Origin of the sequence: Mesorhizobium sp. CA6, from assembly GCF_020165035.1 — a bacterium.
Lineage (GTDB): Bacteria > Pseudomonadota > Alphaproteobacteria > Rhizobiales > Rhizobiaceae > Mesorhizobium.
The window spans coordinates 169,505-186,395 of the sequence record NZ_JAIUHI010000013.1; the positions used below are offsets into that span (position 1 = coordinate 169,505).

General features: G+C 64.2%; 17 protein-coding genes. 9 read left to right on the forward strand and 8 right to left on the reverse strand.

What is annotated here, in order from left to right:
• Positions 1-9: 9 nt before the first annotated feature.
• The 5 genes from glcF to LB526_RS20625 form a co-directional block, all read right to left on the reverse strand.
• Positions 10-1,308, reverse strand: a complete 1,299-nt coding sequence (glcF, locus tag LB526_RS20605; RefSeq protein WP_224629524.1) for a glycolate oxidase subunit GlcF — start codon at positions 1,306-1,308, stop codon at positions 10-12.
• A 63-nt stretch (positions 1,309-1,371) separates the two neighbouring features.
• Positions 1,372-2,589: an FAD-binding protein gene (locus LB526_RS20610; RefSeq protein ID WP_224629526.1), complete on the reverse strand. Its 1,218-nt coding sequence runs from the start codon at positions 2,587-2,589 to the stop codon at positions 1,372-1,374.
• Positions 2,590-2,803: 214 nt separating this feature from the next.
• Entirely contained in the window at positions 2,804-3,316 is a 513-nt protein-coding gene (locus LB526_RS20615) for an endonuclease domain-containing protein (RefSeq protein WP_224544229.1), read from the reverse strand.
• Positions 3,316-4,812 carry an FAD-linked oxidase C-terminal domain-containing protein gene (locus tag LB526_RS20620; protein WP_224629527.1) on the reverse strand — a complete coding sequence of 499 codons (1,497 nt, stop codon included), beginning with the start codon at positions 4,810-4,812 and terminating at the stop codon, positions 3,316-3,318. The genes LB526_RS20615 and LB526_RS20620 overlap by 1 nt, the downstream gene beginning before the upstream one ends.
• A gap of 161 nt (positions 4,813-4,973) precedes the next feature.
• Positions 4,974-6,296, reverse strand: a complete 1,323-nt coding sequence (locus LB526_RS20625; protein WP_224629529.1) for a DUF3422 family protein — start codon at positions 6,294-6,296, stop codon at positions 4,974-4,976.
• A gap of 210 nt (positions 6,297-6,506) precedes the next feature.
• Between LB526_RS20625 and LB526_RS20630 the strand changes: the two genes are divergently transcribed.
• The 3 genes from LB526_RS20630 to LB526_RS20640 are packed head-to-tail and all read left to right on the forward strand — an operon-like array spanning position 6,507 to position 9,290.
• On the forward strand, positions 6,507-7,310 hold the full coding sequence (locus LB526_RS20630) for an FCD domain-containing protein (protein WP_095769968.1): 804 nt from the start codon (positions 6,507-6,509) through the stop codon (positions 7,308-7,310).
• A 15-nt stretch (positions 7,311-7,325) separates the two neighbouring features.
• Positions 7,326-8,462 (forward strand): alpha-hydroxy acid oxidase, encoded by a 1,137-nt coding sequence (locus LB526_RS20635; protein WP_224629530.1) that lies wholly within the window; start codon positions 7,326-7,328, stop codon positions 8,460-8,462.
• Positions 8,463-8,522: 60 nt separating this feature from the next.
• Positions 8,523-9,290, forward strand: coding sequence for a metallophosphoesterase (locus LB526_RS20640; protein WP_224629532.1), 768 nt, complete (start codon positions 8,523-8,525; stop codon positions 9,288-9,290).
• A gap of 42 nt (positions 9,291-9,332) precedes the next feature.
• Here the strand turns inward: LB526_RS20640 and LB526_RS29650 are convergent, their stop codons facing one another.
• Complete coding sequence (locus LB526_RS29650; protein ID WP_263481599.1) at positions 9,333-9,464, reverse strand: hypothetical protein; 132 nt, start codon at positions 9,462-9,464, stop codon at positions 9,333-9,335.
• Positions 9,465-9,756: 292 nt separating this feature from the next.
• Positions 9,757-10,455: a type 1 glutamine amidotransferase gene (locus LB526_RS20645; protein ID WP_140839440.1), complete on the reverse strand. Its 699-nt coding sequence runs from the start codon at positions 10,453-10,455 to the stop codon at positions 9,757-9,759.
• Positions 10,456-10,540: 85 nt separating this feature from the next.
• On the opposite strand from LB526_RS20645, the gene LB526_RS20650 reads away from it, so the two are divergent.
• From LB526_RS20650 to LB526_RS20670, 5 genes are all read left to right on the forward strand, one after another.
• Positions 10,541-11,188, forward strand: coding sequence for a hypothetical protein (locus LB526_RS20650; protein WP_224629533.1), 648 nt, complete (start codon positions 10,541-10,543; stop codon positions 11,186-11,188).
• Between the two features lie 133 nt (positions 11,189-11,321).
• Complete coding sequence (locus LB526_RS20655) at positions 11,322-12,056, forward strand: 16S rRNA (uracil(1498)-N(3))-methyltransferase (RefSeq protein ID WP_224629535.1); 735 nt, start codon at positions 11,322-11,324, stop codon at positions 12,054-12,056.
• Between the two features lie 240 nt (positions 12,057-12,296).
• A complete protein-coding gene (locus LB526_RS20660) occupies positions 12,297-13,670 on the forward strand; it encodes a glutamate--cysteine ligase (protein WP_224629536.1) in 1,374 nt (457 codons plus the stop codon).
• Between the two features lie 102 nt (positions 13,671-13,772).
• A complete protein-coding gene (locus tag LB526_RS20665) occupies positions 13,773-14,789 on the forward strand; it encodes a DUF937 domain-containing protein (RefSeq protein WP_224629538.1) in 1,017 nt (338 codons plus the stop codon).
• Positions 14,790-15,050: 261 nt separating this feature from the next.
• Positions 15,051-15,275, forward strand: a complete 225-nt coding sequence (locus LB526_RS20670; protein ID WP_224629539.1) for a type II toxin-antitoxin system HicB family antitoxin — start codon at positions 15,051-15,053, stop codon at positions 15,273-15,275.
• Positions 15,276-15,460: 185 nt separating this feature from the next.
• Here LB526_RS20670 and LB526_RS20675 read toward each other — a convergent pair whose 3' ends face one another.
• Entirely contained in the window at positions 15,461-15,751 is a 291-nt protein-coding gene (locus tag LB526_RS20675) for a DUF1127 domain-containing protein (RefSeq protein WP_224629540.1), read from the reverse strand.
• A gap of 182 nt (positions 15,752-15,933) precedes the next feature.
• On the opposite strand from LB526_RS20675, the gene LB526_RS20680 reads away from it, so the two are divergent.
• Positions 15,934-16,890 carry a LysR substrate-binding domain-containing protein gene (locus LB526_RS20680; RefSeq protein ID WP_224605857.1) on the forward strand — a complete coding sequence of 319 codons (957 nt, stop codon included), beginning with the start codon at positions 15,934-15,936 and terminating at the stop codon, positions 16,888-16,890.
• Position 16,891 lies beyond the last annotated feature (1 nt).

Below are 16,891 nucleotides of genomic sequence, written 5' to 3' on the forward strand. Positions count from 1 at the left end.
GTCTTGCGATCAACTCATTTGGGGTGGTTCGCCGCCATAGGCCCAGTCGAGCAGTTTTATCGTATGCACCACCGGCAGTTTCGCTGCGGACGCAATCTGCGTGATGCAGCCGATATTGCCGGTAGCGACGATTTCGGCCCCGGTCGCCTCGATGTTCTTCACCTTGCGGTCGCGCAACTTGGCGGAGATTTCGGGCTGCAGGATGTTGTAGGTGCCGGCCGAGCCGCAGCACAGATGTCCCTCGCGCGGCTCGCGCACGACGAAGCCCGCCTTGGCGAGAAGCTCCTTCGGCTGACGCGTAATCTTCTGGCCATGCTGCATCGAACAGGCCGAGTGGTAGGCGACGACCGTACCCGGCTTGCGCACCGGCTCGGGCAGATCGAGAGCGGCGAGATATTCGGTGACGTCCTCGGCGAGAGCCGAGACGCGCGCCGCCTTTTCGGCATAAGCCGGATCGAGGCGCAGCATGAAGCCATAATCCTTGATCGTCGTGCCGCAGCCGGACGCGGTGATGATGATGGCGTCGAGCCCGCCCTGCTCGATGGCGCGCGTCCAGGCGTCGACATTCTGCCTGGCCGAGGCAAGGGCCTGATCCTCACGGCCCATGTGATGGACGAGCGCGCCGCAGCAGCCCTCGCCCTCCGGCACCACGACTTCGACGCCCAATCTTGTCAGCAAAGAGATGGTCGTCTCGTTGATCGCCGGATCGAGCACGGACTGCGCGCAGCCGGTGAGGATCGCGACACGGCCGCGCCTTGCGCCTTTCCCGGCATGCGTGCCGGGCAAGGCCAGCGGCGATGCCGGCGGGATCGACGCGGGCGCCAGCTTCAGCATGGCCGCCACCGGCTTCAGTGCCGGCAGTCTTTCGAACAGGCCGATGAACGGCCGGCCAAGCCCGGCGAGCTTCAGCGCGGCGCGGAAGCGGTTCGGGTGAGGCAGCAGGAAGGCCAGCATGGCGCGCGTCATCCGGTCATGCAGCGGGCGCTTATAGGTCTCCTGGATATGAGCGCGGGCATGGTCGACCAGATGCATGTAGTTCACGCCCGAGGGGCATGTCGTCATGCAGGCGAGGCAGGAGAGGCAGCGGTCGATATGGGTGACGATTTCCTTATCGGCGGGCCGGCCGTTCTCCAGCATATCCTTGATGAGGTAGATGCGGCCGCGCGGCGAATCGAGCTCGTTGCCCAGCGTCACATAGGTCGGGCAGGTGGCGGTGCAGAAGCCGCAATGCACGCATTTGCGCAGGATCTTTTCCGATTCCGCGACATGCGGGTCGGCAAGCTGCGCGGCGGAGAAATTGGTCTGCATATCGCCGTCTCTGTTAGACGCAATTCCGGACGGAAAACCGTTTCACACTTTCCTGGAATTGCTTTAGGCCATGCGGCCGGGGTTGAGAATCTGCTTCGGGTCGAACTCGGCCTTGAGCCGCGCCGATAACGCCGCGAGATGCGGCGGCTGCGGCTCGAACACCGGCAGCGCCGCCCGATGCGGCGCGGATGCGCGCACCAGCGTCGCGTGGCCGCCGCCATATTTGCGGATCAGTCCGCGCAACAGATCGGCCTCCGGATCGTCCTCGCGCATCGACAGCCACACCAGACCGCCCTGCCAGTCATAGAAGGCATCGACCGCCGCCTGCATGCGCAGCGCCATCACCACGTGATGCGCCGCGGATGGCGCCATCGAGACGCGCCAGACCGGCCGCGCGCCGCCATCGGCGAAGGGCCGGCAATCGCGGATGTCGCGCCAGATCACCTTCGAGGCCTCGCCGGCGATCTCCTCGAGCGGCCCGGCCTTGCCAAGCAGCCGCTTCAGCGCCTCGATGCGATAGACGACCGACGGGCCAAATCCCTCGACCCGCAACAGCGTGGCAGCATCGCTGCCATGCTTGCCGCCGGCAACCTTCGCGGCGATGCGCTCCGGCAGGTGCGCGGCGCTCGAAATCTCGGCGCTGGAGCCGAGCGCCAGCGCCATTGCGGCCACGGCGGCATCGTCGAGCAGGCCGCGTATGGCCAAGGTCACTTCCGTTTCCGCGGCCGGCAGGACCTTGAAGGTGACGTCGGTCAAGACGGCGAGCGTGCCCCAGCTGTTCGCCATCAGCTTGGAGAGATCGTAGCCGGTGACGTTCTTGACCACGCGCCCGCCGGACTTGAAGGCTTCGCCGCGTCCGGAGACGGCGGCGACGCCAAGAATGTGGTCGCGCGCTGCACCTGCCTTGAGGCGGCGCGGGCCGGACAGGTTCGAAGCCAGCACGCCGCCGATCGTGCCGTTCTTGTCCCCTTGGCCCGGCTCGCCGCCGAGCAACGGGCCGTAGTCCATCGGCTCGAACGCGAATTGCTGGCCGTTTTCGGCAAGCAATTTTTCGATCTCGGCGAGCGGCGTGCCGGCACGGGCCGACAGCACGAGCTCGGCCGGTTCGTAGAGGGTTACGCCGATGAGGTGCGACAAGTCGAGTGTGTGTTCGGTCTGCAATGGGCGGCCGATGCCGCGCTTCGAGCCATGGCCGAGGATTTCGAGCGGCGTTTCCTCGGCGGCTGCCCATTGGATGGTGGAGAGGGTTTCGGCGGAAGAAGATGGGGTGAAGGTGGTCACGAGGGGGCGCCTTTCCTCGCCCCAGCGAGGCCAGGGCAATCGCATATGGCAGCGCTGCCCCCTCTCTGTCCGCTACGCGCACACCTCTCGCCCATTTCATGGAGGCGAGGAAACACCGACCGCCGACGTTGCGACCTTGGAAAGCTTGGGTTCCTCGCCCCCGCAACGCGGGGGAGAGGTGGCTCGGGCGCAGCCCGAGACGGAGAGGGGGCCATCATAGAGCGCTATCTCCCGTCTTCCTGGTTGCGAAAACAAACCTGAGGTCGGCAGCAACTACGTCTTCGGCAAGCCGTCCTTCCAACGCCGCAAAGATCGTCTCGCAAACGCTCCTCTTGTTCTTCAAGACATCGAAGCTCCAAAACCGCAAAACCGAGAAGCCCTCGCCCCGCATGAATTCATCCCGCCGCCTGTCGTACGAACTGTCCGCGTGCTGGCTGCCATCCAGTTCCACAATCAGCTTTTCGCTCCTGCACGCAAAATCCGCGAAATACGGACCGATGGGCATCTGGCGAACGAATTTGTATCCGCCTAGCCTTCTTGCCTTCAGTTCGTTCCAGAGGATCGCTTCCGCATGGTTGTCGCCGCTACGAAGCGCGCGGGCGCGGGCAATTTTCTCGGGCGAGCGGCGGCTTGGCTGATAGGCCGCCCCCCTCTCCGTCTCGGGCTTTGCCCGAGCCACCTCTCCCCCGCTTTGCGGGGGCGAGGAACTTTGATCCTGAGTCTTCATCAAAACCTCGGAATATCCGGAAACGCGACCTGCCCCCGATGCACATGCATCCTCCCAAGCTCCGCGCAGCGGCGCAGCTGCGGAAACACCTTGCCGGGGTTGAGCAGGTGGTTGGGGTCGAAGGCGCATTTCACCCGCATCTGCTGGTCGAGGTCGACCTGGTTGAACATTTCCGGCATCAGGTCGCGCTTCTCGACGCCGACGCCATGCTCGCCGGTCAAGACGCCGCCGACCTGGACGCAAAGGCGCAAAATGTCGGCGCCGAAGCTTTCGGCCTTGTCGAGCTCGCCCGGCACGTTGGCGTCATAGAGGATAAGCGGGTGCAGATTGCCGTCGCCGGCGTGGAAGACATTGGCGACGCCGAGGCCGTATTTCTCGGAGAGATCACGCATGCCGGCGAGCACGCGGGGCAGTTCCTTGCGCGGGATGGTGCCGTCCATGCAGTAATAATCCGGCGAGATGCGGCCGACCGCCGGGAAGGCCGCCTTTCGGCCGGCCCAGAAGCTCAACCGCTCCTGCTCGGACTGCGAGATGCGGCAGGTGGTCGAGCCGTTCTTGTAGGCGATCGCCTCGACGAGGCCGATCAGGTGGTCGACCTCGACACTCGGTCCGTCGAGCTCGACGATGAGCAGCGCCTCGACGTCGAGCGGATAGCCGGCATGGACGAAATCCTCGGCCGCGTGGATCGCCGGGCGGTCCATCATCTCCATGCCGCCGGGGATGATGCCGGCGCCGATGATGTCGGCGACGCATTGACCGCCCTGTTCGCTGGTCGGAAAGCCGATCAAGAGAGCGCGCGCCGTCTCCGGCTTCTTCAGGATGCGCACCGTCACCTCGGTGACGACGCCGAGGAGGCCTTCCGAGCCGGTCATCACGCCGAGCAGATCGTAGCCTTCCTGATCGAGATGGCTGCCGCCGAGCCGCACCACCTCGCCGTTCATCAGCACCATCTCGATGCCCAGCACATTGTTGGCGGTGAGCCCGTATTTCAGGCAGTGCACACCGCCGGAATTCTCGGCGACATTGCCGCCGATCGAGCAGGCGATCTGAGAGGATGGATCGGGGGCGTAATAAAAGCCCTCCTGCTCGACGGCGGTGGTGATGCCGAGATTGGTGACGCCCGGTTGGGCCACGACGACGCGATCGGGATAGTCGATTTGAAGAATGCGGTTGAAGCGGCTCATAACCAGCAGCACCGCATCCTCGAGCGGCAGCGCGCCGCCGGACAGCGAAGTGCCTGAGCCGCGCGGCACGACGCGGATGTTGCGCTCGTTGCAGTATTTCAGCACGCGCGAGACCTGGGCCACCGTTTCCGGCAGCACCACGACCAGCGGCAACTGCCGATAGGCGGTGAGGCCGTCGCTCTCGAAGGCGCGCATTTCATTGGCCGCGTCGACGACGCCCTCGCCCGGCACGATGATGCGCATGTCGGCGACGATCTCGGCGCGCCGGCGCATCGTTTCGGCATCTGGCTTGGGCATGGCTAAGCCGGACATCGGGCAGCCTCATCCGCTCTTGACTGGTCAAAATCTTTTACCAGCCCGACGGTTTTGTTGTAAATGCTGCTTCGCTTGCATTCGGCGGCGAGCGTGACGCCAAGCTTCCGCAGCGGCAATCTGCCGCTGCGGACAGACCCGCGCATGAAGATGGTTGTCCGCTACTCGCCCGGATGCTTTGCCGGCTCGGAATGCATCTTCCGCACGCGGCGCACGCCCCACCAGACGAGCAGGATGGCGACCGGCACGGAGGCCGCGGTGACCACTTCGGGCGCGAAAGCGTGACCGAAGACCGAGGCGCCCTTGGCGACATAGCCGATGAGGCCGACGACATAATAGGACACGGCGGCGACCGACAGGCCTTCGACGGTCTGCTGCAGACGCAGTTGCAGCCGGGCGCGGTTGTTCATCGAGGCCAGCAGGTCGCGGTTCTGCTTCTCCACATCGACATCGACCCAGGTGCGCAGCAGCGTCGTGGCGCGGGTGAGTTTTCGCGACAGGTTGGCCTGGCGCTCCTCGACCGAGCGGCAGGTGCGCATGGCGGGCGCCATGCGTCGCAAGAGAAAGCCCGCCCAGGTGTCGTAGCCTTGCACCGGCTCTTCATCCAGCGCTTCCAGCCTCGCGGTGACGATGCCGTCATAGGCGCGGCTGGCGCCGAAGCGATAGAGGCTGGACGCGGCGTCGGCCTCGAGCTCGGCGGCGAGTTCGGTGAGGTCGGCGAGCAAGGTCTGGCTGTCGCGGGTCTCGGCCGCCTTCATTTCCAGCGTGGTCTGCGCCAGGCGGTCCTCGATGCGACGGGCGCGGCCTGACAGCGTCAATGCCATTGGCAGGCCAAGCATGGCCAGCGTCCGATAGGTCTCGATGTCGATCAGCCGCTGCGACAGGGCGCCGGTGCTGGCCGGCGTCAGGCCGCGATCGAGCACCAGCATGCGGGTCAGGCCGTCGCCGTCCTGGCGGAAATCGGTGACGATGGCGGCAGCGCCCCGCTCGACCAGCGAATAGCACAGGCTGGTCGGGTCGAAGCCGGCGATCAGCCTTTCGCTCGCCTGCGTCCATTTGCGGATTTCCAGACGGATGCCGGAAATCACGGTGCCGGGCGGCGAGAAGCCATTGCCGAAGGGCGAATCCTCTTGCCCCCGGCCGTTTTCGGCCAGCGGCCCTTCCCAGAGATAGGTCGAGAATTCCGTATGGCGCTCCCAGCGCAGCGTGCCCTTGCCCCATTTCATCGCATGATGGCGGGCATTGCGCTCGGGCGCGGCGATGCCCAGCCGCCGCGACAGTTCCGACAGCACGGCATGATCGACCGCGGTGCCGCCCTCGGTCATGAAGGAGAGCTGGACCAGCACGCGCGGTTTCTCGATCAGCGGATGCGGGCGGGCATGGACCTCGCCCAGCGCGCCGGGTCGTCCCTCATGCGCCGGAAAGCCCATCACGCTGCCTTGGGCGCGCGGTTGGAATTCGAGACTGGACATCTCGTCGGACACGGTTGGTCCCCCTGGTTTCGACCTTCGTGCAAACCCTGCCGTCTTGCGGCAATCGGCGGGACGCGTAAACAGCAAAATATCTGCGTCCCGGCCGGTTAGCACGCGGCCGGCAATGCGACGGGCTGGACGAATTGGATAAATAATTTGACCAGTTGGCGACAGAGGCTTTAATCTGCGCCACATCCGTCCCGCTTCCCAGGCACCCTTCCGTTGAGCGACATCTTCTCCAGGATCGAGCATTCGCGCACCGCCGACGAGGTGGTGCAGCAGATCGAGAGCCTGATCCTCGAAGGCGTGCTGCGCACCGGCGACCGGTTGCCCGGCGAGCGCGAGCTGGCGCGCCAGTTCGACGTGTCGCGGCCGATCCTGCGCGACGCGCTGAAGGCGCTGGAAGGCCGCGGGCTGCTGACGACCAAGGCCGGCGGCGGCACGCATGTCGCCGACGTCATCGGCCAGCTCTTCACCAAGCCGGTGACCGATCTCATTTCCACGCACCGCAAGGCGGTGACCGACTATCTGGAATACCGGCGCGAGATCGAGGCTGTGGCGGCCGAATACGCGGCGCGCCGCGCCACGCCAGAGGACCTCGCCCTGCTCGACCGCATCATGGCACGCATGGACGAGGCGCACCGGACCGGCGATTTCGACGATGAGGCGGAAATCGACGTCGAGTTCCACCACGCCGTCTGCGAATGCGCGCACAACATCATCCTTTTGCACACGCTGCGTTCCTGCTACCGGCTGCTGTCGGAAGGCGTGTTCCAGAACAGGCTTCTGGTGTTCGGCGTGCCCGGCGCGCGCGAGGCGCTGCTTGAGCAGCACAGGGCGATCCATGCCGCGATCAAAGCGGCAGACCCAATCGCGGCGCGCAAGGCTGCGATGGACCACATCACCTATGTCGAGCGCTCGATGGCTGAAGCCGAGCGCAGTGGCGACTGGCAGCGCGTGTCCAGGCTGCGCCTCAGACAGCGCTCGGACGCCGGCGACATCGAACCCACACGAAAACGCTCCTAAGCAGCGGGGACAACCATGAGCGAAATCCTCACCATCGCCGACCTCAAGGACCTGGCACGCCGCAAGGTGCCGAAGATGTTCTTCGACTATGCCGATTCCGGCGCCTGGACGGAAAGCACCTACCGGGCCAACGAAGAGGATTTCGGCAAGATAAAGTTCCGCCAGCGCGTGCTGGTCGACATGAGCAACCGTTCGCTGGAATCGACCATGGTCGGCGAGAAGGTAGCGATGCCGGTGGCGCTCGCGCCGACCGGGCTTACCGGCATGCAGCATGCCGACGGCGAGATGCTGGCGGCGCAGGCGGCAGAAGCGTTCGGCGTGCCGTTCACCCTGTCCACCATGAGCATCTGCTCGATCGAAGATGTCGCCTCGGTGACCAAAAAGCCGTTCTGGTTCCAGCTCTATGTGCTGCGGGACAAGGACTTCGTGCTTAATCTGATCGACAGGGCCAAGGCGGCGAAATGCTCGGCGCTGGTGCTGACGCTCGATCTGCAGGTCCTGGGTCAGCGCCACAAGGATGTGCGCAACGGTCTCTCGGCGCCACCCAAGATGACGCTCGCCAACATCGTCGACCTTGCGCTGAAGCCGCGCTGGTGCCTGGGGATCGCGGGTACCAAGCGCCGCACCTTCCGCAACATCGTCGGCCACGCCAAGGGTGTCGGCGACGTCTCTTCGCTGTCGTCCTGGACGAACGAGCAGTTCGATCCGCATCTGTCGTGGAAGGACGTCGCCTGGATCAAGGACTGTTGGGGCGGCAAGCTCATCCTGAAAGGCATCCTCGACAAGGAGGACGCGCTGATGGCGGCTGAGACTGGCGCCGATGCGATCGTGGTCTCCAATCACGGCGGACGGCAGCTCGACGGCGCGCCGTCCTCGATCTCGGTGCTGGAAGAAATCGCCGATGCGGTCGGCGACAGGATCGAAGTCCATATGGATGGCGGCATCCGCTCCGGCCAAGACGTGCTCAAGGCGCTCTGCCTCGGCGCCAAGGGCACCTATATCGGCCGACCCTTCCTCTACGGCCTCGGTGCGATGGGCAAAGACGGCGTCACCAAGGCGCTCGAAATCATCCGCAAGGAAATGGACATCACGCTGGCGCTGTGCGGTAAGCGTTTGGTAACCGACATGGGCAAGGACCAGCTGCGGCGCTAGGCCTTATTCACCGATCCGCCCTAGTTTCCCGCGGTGAACCTCACGGGAAAGACGTACGCCTTGACCGAACCTGGCATCCATTATCTCGACGCGCGCGGGCCGGACGGCATGCGGCTTTACGCGATCGGCGACGTGCACGGACGCCACGACCTGCTCGCCGCCATGCATCGGCGCATCGAGAGCGAACTGGAACATGCGCCCGGGTCGGACTGGCGCATCATCCATCTCGGCGACTATGTCGACCGCGGACCGGATTCCAGAAGCGTCATCGATTTCCTGATCGAGACGCGCAAGCGCGATCCGCGCAACATCATGCTCGCCGGCAACCACGATATCGGCATGCTCGAATTCCTAGCCGAGGCAGAGCCGGACGGCCTGTTCGTGAATTACGGCGGCGTGCAGACGGCGCAGTCCTATGGCGTCGATCTTCTTCGCGACGGCCACTGGTACGGCAAGGCGCAAGCGATCGCCCGGGGACATATGGCCCTGGTGAAAGCGGTGCCGCACAGCCATATCGATTTCCTGCAATCGCTGACGTTTTCGGCGACCTTCGGCGACTTCTTCTTCTGCCACGCCGGGATAAGACCGGGTGTGCCGCTCGACCGTCAGAACCAGCAGGACCTGATCTGGATCCGTGACGCCTTCCATGACCATCCAGGGCTTTTTTCCAAGGTGATCGTGCACGGGCACACGCCCGTCCCGGAAGCCGAGGTGAAGGCCAACCGCGTCAATGTCGACACGCTCGCCTGGAAATCCGGAACGCTAAGCGCGCTGGCCGTCAATGGCGGCGACAAACGCATCCTCGCCATGCAGGGGAAAGCGTTTTAGGCGCGATCCCGGCGCAGGCCTGCTTGCGATTTTGATTGTGGCCTAGTTCAGCGAGGCGGTGACGCCATAGCCGTCGACGGCGCGGTGGTTGGTCGCTGCGTCGGCGGCATAAATGCCCAGGCCGCAGAGCACGATGGCAGACAGCATGACAAAAGACAGGAGAGCTGCTTTCACGGACGTCATCTCTGGTTAAGCTTTCTGCATCTGGGCACGAGGCGGTTACCAATGCGTTGAAACGATAAAATGCGTCTCAATGTTTCGACGATTTCGCGCTTCTAAGCAGATTCTGTTTCGCCGGTGTGTCGGCTGGATCACACAAAAGGTTCATGGCGGTTGCATCGACGATACAAAGCGCGCCCTCTTAGAAGAGCGGCCGGACACAAACCAAGAAAGAAGAATGTTGTCCCCAGACGGAAGCGCTGAGGCGTGCCAATTATGCCACGCTTCGCCCGATCGGGGTGGATGTTCAGATCGTCGCAACCCAGGCGCGGGCTATCGCCAGACCGGCGCTATCGGCGTCGGCGCCATTGCGGGCCAGTTCGTCGTCGAGACGATCGTTCCAGTCGGGATGACGCTCGGCGATCATAGCGGCGAAGGAGGTGCTCCAGTCGCGCACCATCGGCGTATCCGCCTCGAAGTGGAACTGGAAGCCATAGACGGCGCGGCCGAGGCGGAAGGCCTGGTTTTCGGCGACCGCGCTGCCGGCGAGCCGCACGGCGTTTTCCGGCAGGCCGAACGTGTCGTCATGCCATTCGAAGATCGGGAATTTCTCGGGCAGCGCCGCCATGACCGGATCCGATTTGGCGGCCGGCGTCAGCGACACCTTATGCCAGCCGAACTCGGTGGCCCCGCCGATCTGGTTGGTGCCGCCGAAAGCCCGCGCCAGAAGCTGACCGCCGAGGCAGATGCCGAGAACCGAGCGATCCTTGTCGGCGAAATCGCGTGCTAGGTCGAGCAATGCGGGGAAATAGGGACAGATCTCGTCGTCGAGCGCGTTCTGGGCGCCGCCAAGCACCACGATGGCATCGTGCCCGGTGCTGTCGCCGGGCAGCTTATCGCCGCGATAGGGCTTGCGCAGGTCGATATCGGCGCCGGCTTCCACAAGGGCAGCGCCAATCTGGCCAAGGCCCTCATTGTCGAAATTCTGGACGACCAAAACCCGCATCGAAAACCTGCTGACATGAAAACGCTGGGGCGAGCGATATCATGCGGCCCGTGTTTCAGCCAAGATGGGTGCCGGAGAGAAAGCTATGCCACTGCAGAACCGGGTCGACCCTTTCGGCGCCATCCATGCCGTGCCGCAACGCGGCCTGTTCACCGGCAATCGCGGCATCATCCATGATCCGGAGACCAGGACGCTTTTGAAGAAGCGCTGGGCCTTGCCGGCCTGGATCATCTGCGTCTGCGCGTTCCGCAACGTGCGGCGCGAGCCGATGGGCCGCAACAGGCCGGGCGGCAAGGCCGGTTGGACGGAGCTGTTCTTCCTCGACGAGGTGACCGCCTTGGCCGCCGGCCATCGGCCCTGCTTCTTCTGCCGGCGCGAGCGGGCAACCGATTTCGTCGGCCGCTTCGGCGAGGCGCTCGGCATCGATGAGCCGCGCGCGCCGATGGTCGACAAGCGGCTGCACAAGGAACGGCTGGCTTCCGGCGGACGGCCTCCCGCCGTGACCGCGCCGGAGCTTGGCGACTTGCCCGATGGAACGATGATCGCGGACGGCGACAATGCCTATGCGCTGCGTGCCGGCAAGGCACTCAAATGGTCGTTCGCGGGCTATGCCAGTCCAATTGCTCTCGATCGCCTCGCCGACCGACCGCTGCGCCTGCTGACGCCGACGACCAGCATTACCGTATTGAAGCATGGTTTCACGCCGGCCTGGCATCCCAGCGCCGATACTTGACGCAGCCCGTCGCCTCGCCCATTGCTAAGCAGATATTCGTGGGACATCCCACGAATATCTGCTTAGATTCCCTTGTTTTTCGCTGGTTCTGATCGCAAAACCGCGGGACACTTTTGCGGAACCTGCCTGGGCCATGCGCGCCAATTACAAAATGCAGCGGCTGTTCGTGCCGGACGACCTTGGGCCCGGCCTCGAATTCGATGCCGGACAGCAGCAGAGTCACTATCTCGCCCATGTGCTGCGGCTCGGCGAAGGCGCCGAGGTCCTGCTTTTCAACGGCCGCGACGGCGAATGGTCGGCTTCGATCGCCGCGAAGTCCAAGAAGGCGGTCCGGCTGAAAGTGCTCGAATTGCAGCGGCCGCAGCCACCGCTGCCCGATCTCGTCTATTGCTTCGCGCCGCTCAAGCAGGGCCGGCTCGATTACCTGGTGCAAAAAGCCGTCGAGATGGGCGCAGGCTTGCTGCAGCCGGTGATTACCCAGCACACGCAGGTGGCGAAGCCCGGCATCGAACGGCTGCGCGCCAATGTCGTCGAGGCGGCCGAGCAATGCGGCATCCTGGCAGTGCCTGAGGTGCGCGAAGCGGAGAAGCTGGAACGGCTGCTCGCCAGTTGGGACCAGGAGCGGCGGCTGATCTTCTGCGACGAGGATGCCTCGACCAACAATCCGCTGCCGGCCCTGCAGGCGGTAAACGAGAAGAAACTTGCGCTTCTGGTCGGACCTGAGGGCGGATTTTCCGAGGACGAGCGCAAGATGCTGAGGGCCCTGCCTTTCGTCACCGCCATCCCGCTCGGGCCGCGCATCCTGCGCGCCGACACCGCGGCGGTGGCCGCATTGGCTGTGATCCAGGCGACGATCGGCGACTGGTAGGACCTTGCCTTCTCCCTTTGTTTGGACCGGGGATATCGCGAACAGGTGTGCGAGGACATCGCGAACAGTTTTGCGCGTTTTGCGCGAGGGGGTTCGGATTATCCTCGAGGGGAAAGGGAAGGCGAGCCATGCAGATCAAATCCAGTTGAGCTGTGGCTCAGGATTTTTCGCTTGATCGGCTACTGACATTTCGTCCATCTAGCGCCCGGCGGCCAGCTGATGGCTGCGGAGGGCTTTCTAATGGCGCGCGACACAACCGATACCCAGCTCATCGAAGGCGTCGACGAACTTGTCGGCTATCTGGCCGACGGCAACAAGCCGCGCGACAAATGGCGCATCGGCACCGAGCATGAGAAGTTCCCCTTCTATGTCGACGGCAACGCGCCGGTGCCTTATGGCGGCGAGCGCGGCATCCGCGCCATCCTCGAGGGAATGCGCGAAAAACTCGGCTGGGATCCGATCATGGATGCCGGCCGCATCATCGGCCTGGTCGAGCCGACCGGCCAGGGCGCGATCTCGCTGGAGCCCGGCGGCCAGTTCGAGCTTTCCGGTGCGCCGCTGGAATCGATCCACCAGACCTGCCGCGAGGGCAATGCGCATCTGGCGCAGGTGCGCGAGATCGCCGAGCCGCTCGGCATCCGCTTCCTCGGCCTCGGCGGCAGCCCGAAATGGTCGCTGGCCGATACGCCGAAAATGCCGAAGTCGCGCTACGAGATCATGACGCGCTACATGCCGAAGGTCGGCACCAAGGGCCTCGACATGATGTACCGCACCTGCACGATCCAGGTGAATCTCGACTTCGAGAGCGAAGCCGACATGCGCCGCAAGATGCAGGTGTCGCTGAAGCTGCAGCCGCTGTCGACGGCGCTGTTTGCCAACTCGCCCTTCACCGAGAGCAGGCCGAACGGCCTGCAGAGCTGGCGCGGCGACATCTGGCGCGACACCGACAACCAGCGCTCCGGCATGCTCGAATTCTGCTTCTCGCCCGATTTCGGCTTCGCCGACTATGTCGAATGGGCACTCGACGTGCCGATGTATTTCGTCATCCGCGACGGCCACTATCACGACATGACGCGCTATACGTTCCGACAGTTCATGGCGGGCGCCGCCCGCAATGAACTCCCTGACGGCCTGCCGACGATGGGCGACTGGGCAAATCATCTCTCGACCCTGTTCCCCGACGTGCGCCTGAAGCGTTTCCTCGAAATGCGCGGCGCCGACGGTGGACCGTGGCGGCGCATCTGCGCCCTGCCCGCTTTCTGGGTCGGGCTGCTTTACGACGAGCAGGCGCTTGACGCCGCCGAAGCGCTGACTTCGAGCTGGACCTATGAAGAAGCGCTGGCGATGCGCAACGCCGTGCCGGAGCAAGGCATCGCGGCGCCGTTCCGCAACGCCACCTTGCGCGACGTCGCCCGCGACGTGCTCGCCATCTCGCGTATGGGCCTGAAGAACCGGGCCAAGAAGAACCGCGACGGCTATGACGAGACGTCGTTTCTCAACACGCTCGACGAAGTGGTCGCGCGCGGCACCACCAGCGCCGAGGAGATGCTGTCGGCCTACCACACGCGCTGGGGCGGCTCGATCGAGCCGGTGTTCATGGAATATGCGTATTAACCGTCCGGCATGCGCCGAGCGGTTGGGCGCCAAAAGCCGCTTCAATCGGTGATGGAAACGAACTAGGCTCTCCGATGAGGATATTCTCGGAGGAGAACCCAAATGCCTTCCCTGTTCGACATTTTCGCCCAGGCCCAGAACGGCGCCGGCATACAGGCGCTGGCACAGCAATACGGGCTTTCGATGCAGCAGACGCAGGCCGCGGTGCAGGCGCTGCTGCCGGCATTTTCGCAAGGGCTGCAGCGCAACACCGCCGATCCCTACGGGATGGGCGCGTTCATGACGGCTATGGCGAGCGGCCAGCACGCCAAATATTTCGAGGACGCCACGAGGGCCTTTTCGCCGCAAGGCATCGATGAGGGCAATGGCATACTCGGCCATCTGTTCGGCTCGAAGGATTTGTCGCGCGCCGTGGCAGCCCAAGCCGCGCAGGCGACGGGTTTGAGCCAGCAGGTGCTGCAGCAGATGCTGCCGGCCATGGCCTCGATGATGATGGGCGGGCTGTTCAAGCAGACCAACAATCAATTGAGTGGGGGGCAGATGCAGGCCGCCGGCTTCGGCGGCAGCGGCAATCCGCTCGGCGAGATCATCGAGCAGATGATGCGCCAAGGCGGCCTCGCGCCGGCGCCGCAGACAAACCAGGCGCCGCAGCCGCCGCCCTATGGCGAGAACCCGCTCGGCAAAATGCTGCAGGACATGTTCGGCGGCGGCACGCAGCAGTCGCAAAGTCAGCCCCAGCAGGCCCCCAGTCCGTACGGCGAAAACCCGCTCGGCAAGGTGCTGCAGGATATGTTCGGCGGCGGCGCGACACAGCAGCCGCAGCAGACTCAACCACAGCAGACGCAAAGCCCCTATGGCGATAACCCGCTCGGCAAGATCTTCGAGGAGATGCTGCGCCAGGGCGGCGGCGGTTTCGGCATGCCTGGGGCACAACCGGCGCCGCAGCCGCAGCAGAGCGCGCCGCAACAGCCGCAAACCAATCCGAGCGGCCGGCCGCGAAACCCGTTCGACGATATCTTCGGTAAGATGTTCGAGACCGGTGCCCAGCAGCGCGACGAATATGAGAAGAGCGTCGGGACGATTTTCGATCAGTTCAAGCGCGACATGGACCGGCGGTGAGTTATCGAACGCCCCCGGAACGACTTTCGTGAGCAAGAGACTCGAACAAATGCGCCGCATCCCCGCGGCGACTGGTCGATGCGAGATGTTAAGGCAGTTTGCGACGAGGCCGGCATTCAATGCGTGCCGCCGAGATCGGGCGGTTCGCATTACAAAATCTACCACACGGCAATGACTGACATTTTGACGGTGCCTTTAAACGCCCGATCAAGCCCGTATATATTCGAAAACTCGTGTCCTTTATCGACGAGGCAAAAAAGCATGACGGACAAGCTTGAATATCCTGTCGTCATCGCACCACTCTCGATTGAGGACGGTGGCGGGTTCTCCGCTTATGTCCCGGATCTTCCCGGCTGCATGAGCGATGGCGAAACCTCCGAAGAGGCCATCGCGAATGTTCAGGATGCCATCGCGGCTTGGATAGAAGCTGCGCATGAACTTGGCCGATCAGTGCCAAGACCGTCGAGAAAATTGGCTTTCGCCTGATCCCCTGAGACGCCTTCCAGAAAAGAGGCGCGGTCAAAAAAATGCCCGGTCCTGGAGGAGGAACCGGGCAATGTGCAGGCTGGCCGGCGGGGAACCGGCAGGGAGTGTGGGAGCCTGCATGAAGCTTGGTCGCGCCGAGCCATGAAAAGGTTCAACGCGACCGGAAATTCAGGCGATGCGGCCGTTCAGGCCACCCGACGAGCAAGATCCTCGATCGTGTCGGCGCGCTCGCTGGCGATGGCGCGCAGCTTCACCGTCGGATCGCGGCCGAAGGGCACGGCGACGGCGACATGGAGGTCGGCGCGGGTCAGGCCGATATCGGCAAGCTCGGCGTCCGACATGTCGCCCAGGCGATAGAAGGCGCGGCGGTTTTTCCAGGCGACATAGGCGTTGGCGAGAGCATTGAGCACGCGCGTCGCAACGGCCGGACGCGTGGTGATGCGCGGGGTCTCGGAAGCGAATTCAATCGTGGTCATGTCAGTCTCTCCTTCCAAGAGTCGAGCGGACGAAACCAGGCGATCGGCGCCTTGGGAGAAGCGCCGTTCCGGTTTCCATTCACATGCTGTCATGTGGACAATGCCAATTTGCCATCGCGCGATTGATTAATCCAACGAATGTTTTTAATCTCTAACATCAACATCAATGATAGGTTGGACCGATGAAAGCGCCGCTCGACCTCGATCAGTTGCAGACCTTCATCTCGATTGCCGACACCGGCAGCTTCACCCGCGCAGCCGAGGAGGTGCACCGGACACAGTCGGCAGTGTCGATGCAGATGCGGCGGCTGGAGGAGCGGATCGGCAAGCCGTTGTTCGAAAAGGACGGCCGCACCAACAAGCTGACCGAGGAGGGCGAGAGGCTGCTTGCCTACGCGCGGCGGCTGATCCATCTCAACCGCGAGACTTTGGCCGCCTTCGACGACCAGCGGCTGGAAGGCACGATCCGCATCGGCACGCCGGACGATTATGCCGACCGCTTCCTGCCCGAGATCATGGCGCGCTTCTCGCGCTCCAACCCGCGCGTCGAACTGACGGTCGTCTGCGAGCCGACGCCAGGGCTGGTCGAGCACATCAAGCGCGGCAATCTCGACCTGGCGCTGGTGACGCATAACGATACGCGCGGCCAGTCGGAAGTGGTGCGGCGCGAGCCGCTTTTGTGGGTGACGTCCGCCAACCATGCCACTCACGAACAGGAAACCCTGCCGATGGCGTTCGGCCGGCCGAACTGCATCTGGCGGCGCGCGGCGGTCGACGTGCTCGACCGGCAGAACCGCGAGTACCGCGTGCTGTTCTCCAGCTTCTCGGCCACGGTGATCACCGCGGCCGTGCTTTCCGGCCTGGCGGTCTCGGTGCTGCCGGAATGCGCGCTTCGGCCCGGCATGCGCGTGCTCGGCGAGGCCGACGGCTTCGGCCAGTTGCCGGACTGCCGCATCGGCATCATGCGCGGCCAGACCTCGCAACCGGAGATCGTCGACGCTTTGGCCCGCCACATCGCCGAAAGCCTCGACAACATTTCCATGCCGCTCGGCGAGGAGGCGGGTAGCTTCGACTTCGCCGCCCTCGCCTTCGCCAAGATGAAGCGGGTCAAGGCGAACCAGATCATGCCTGGCTGGTAGA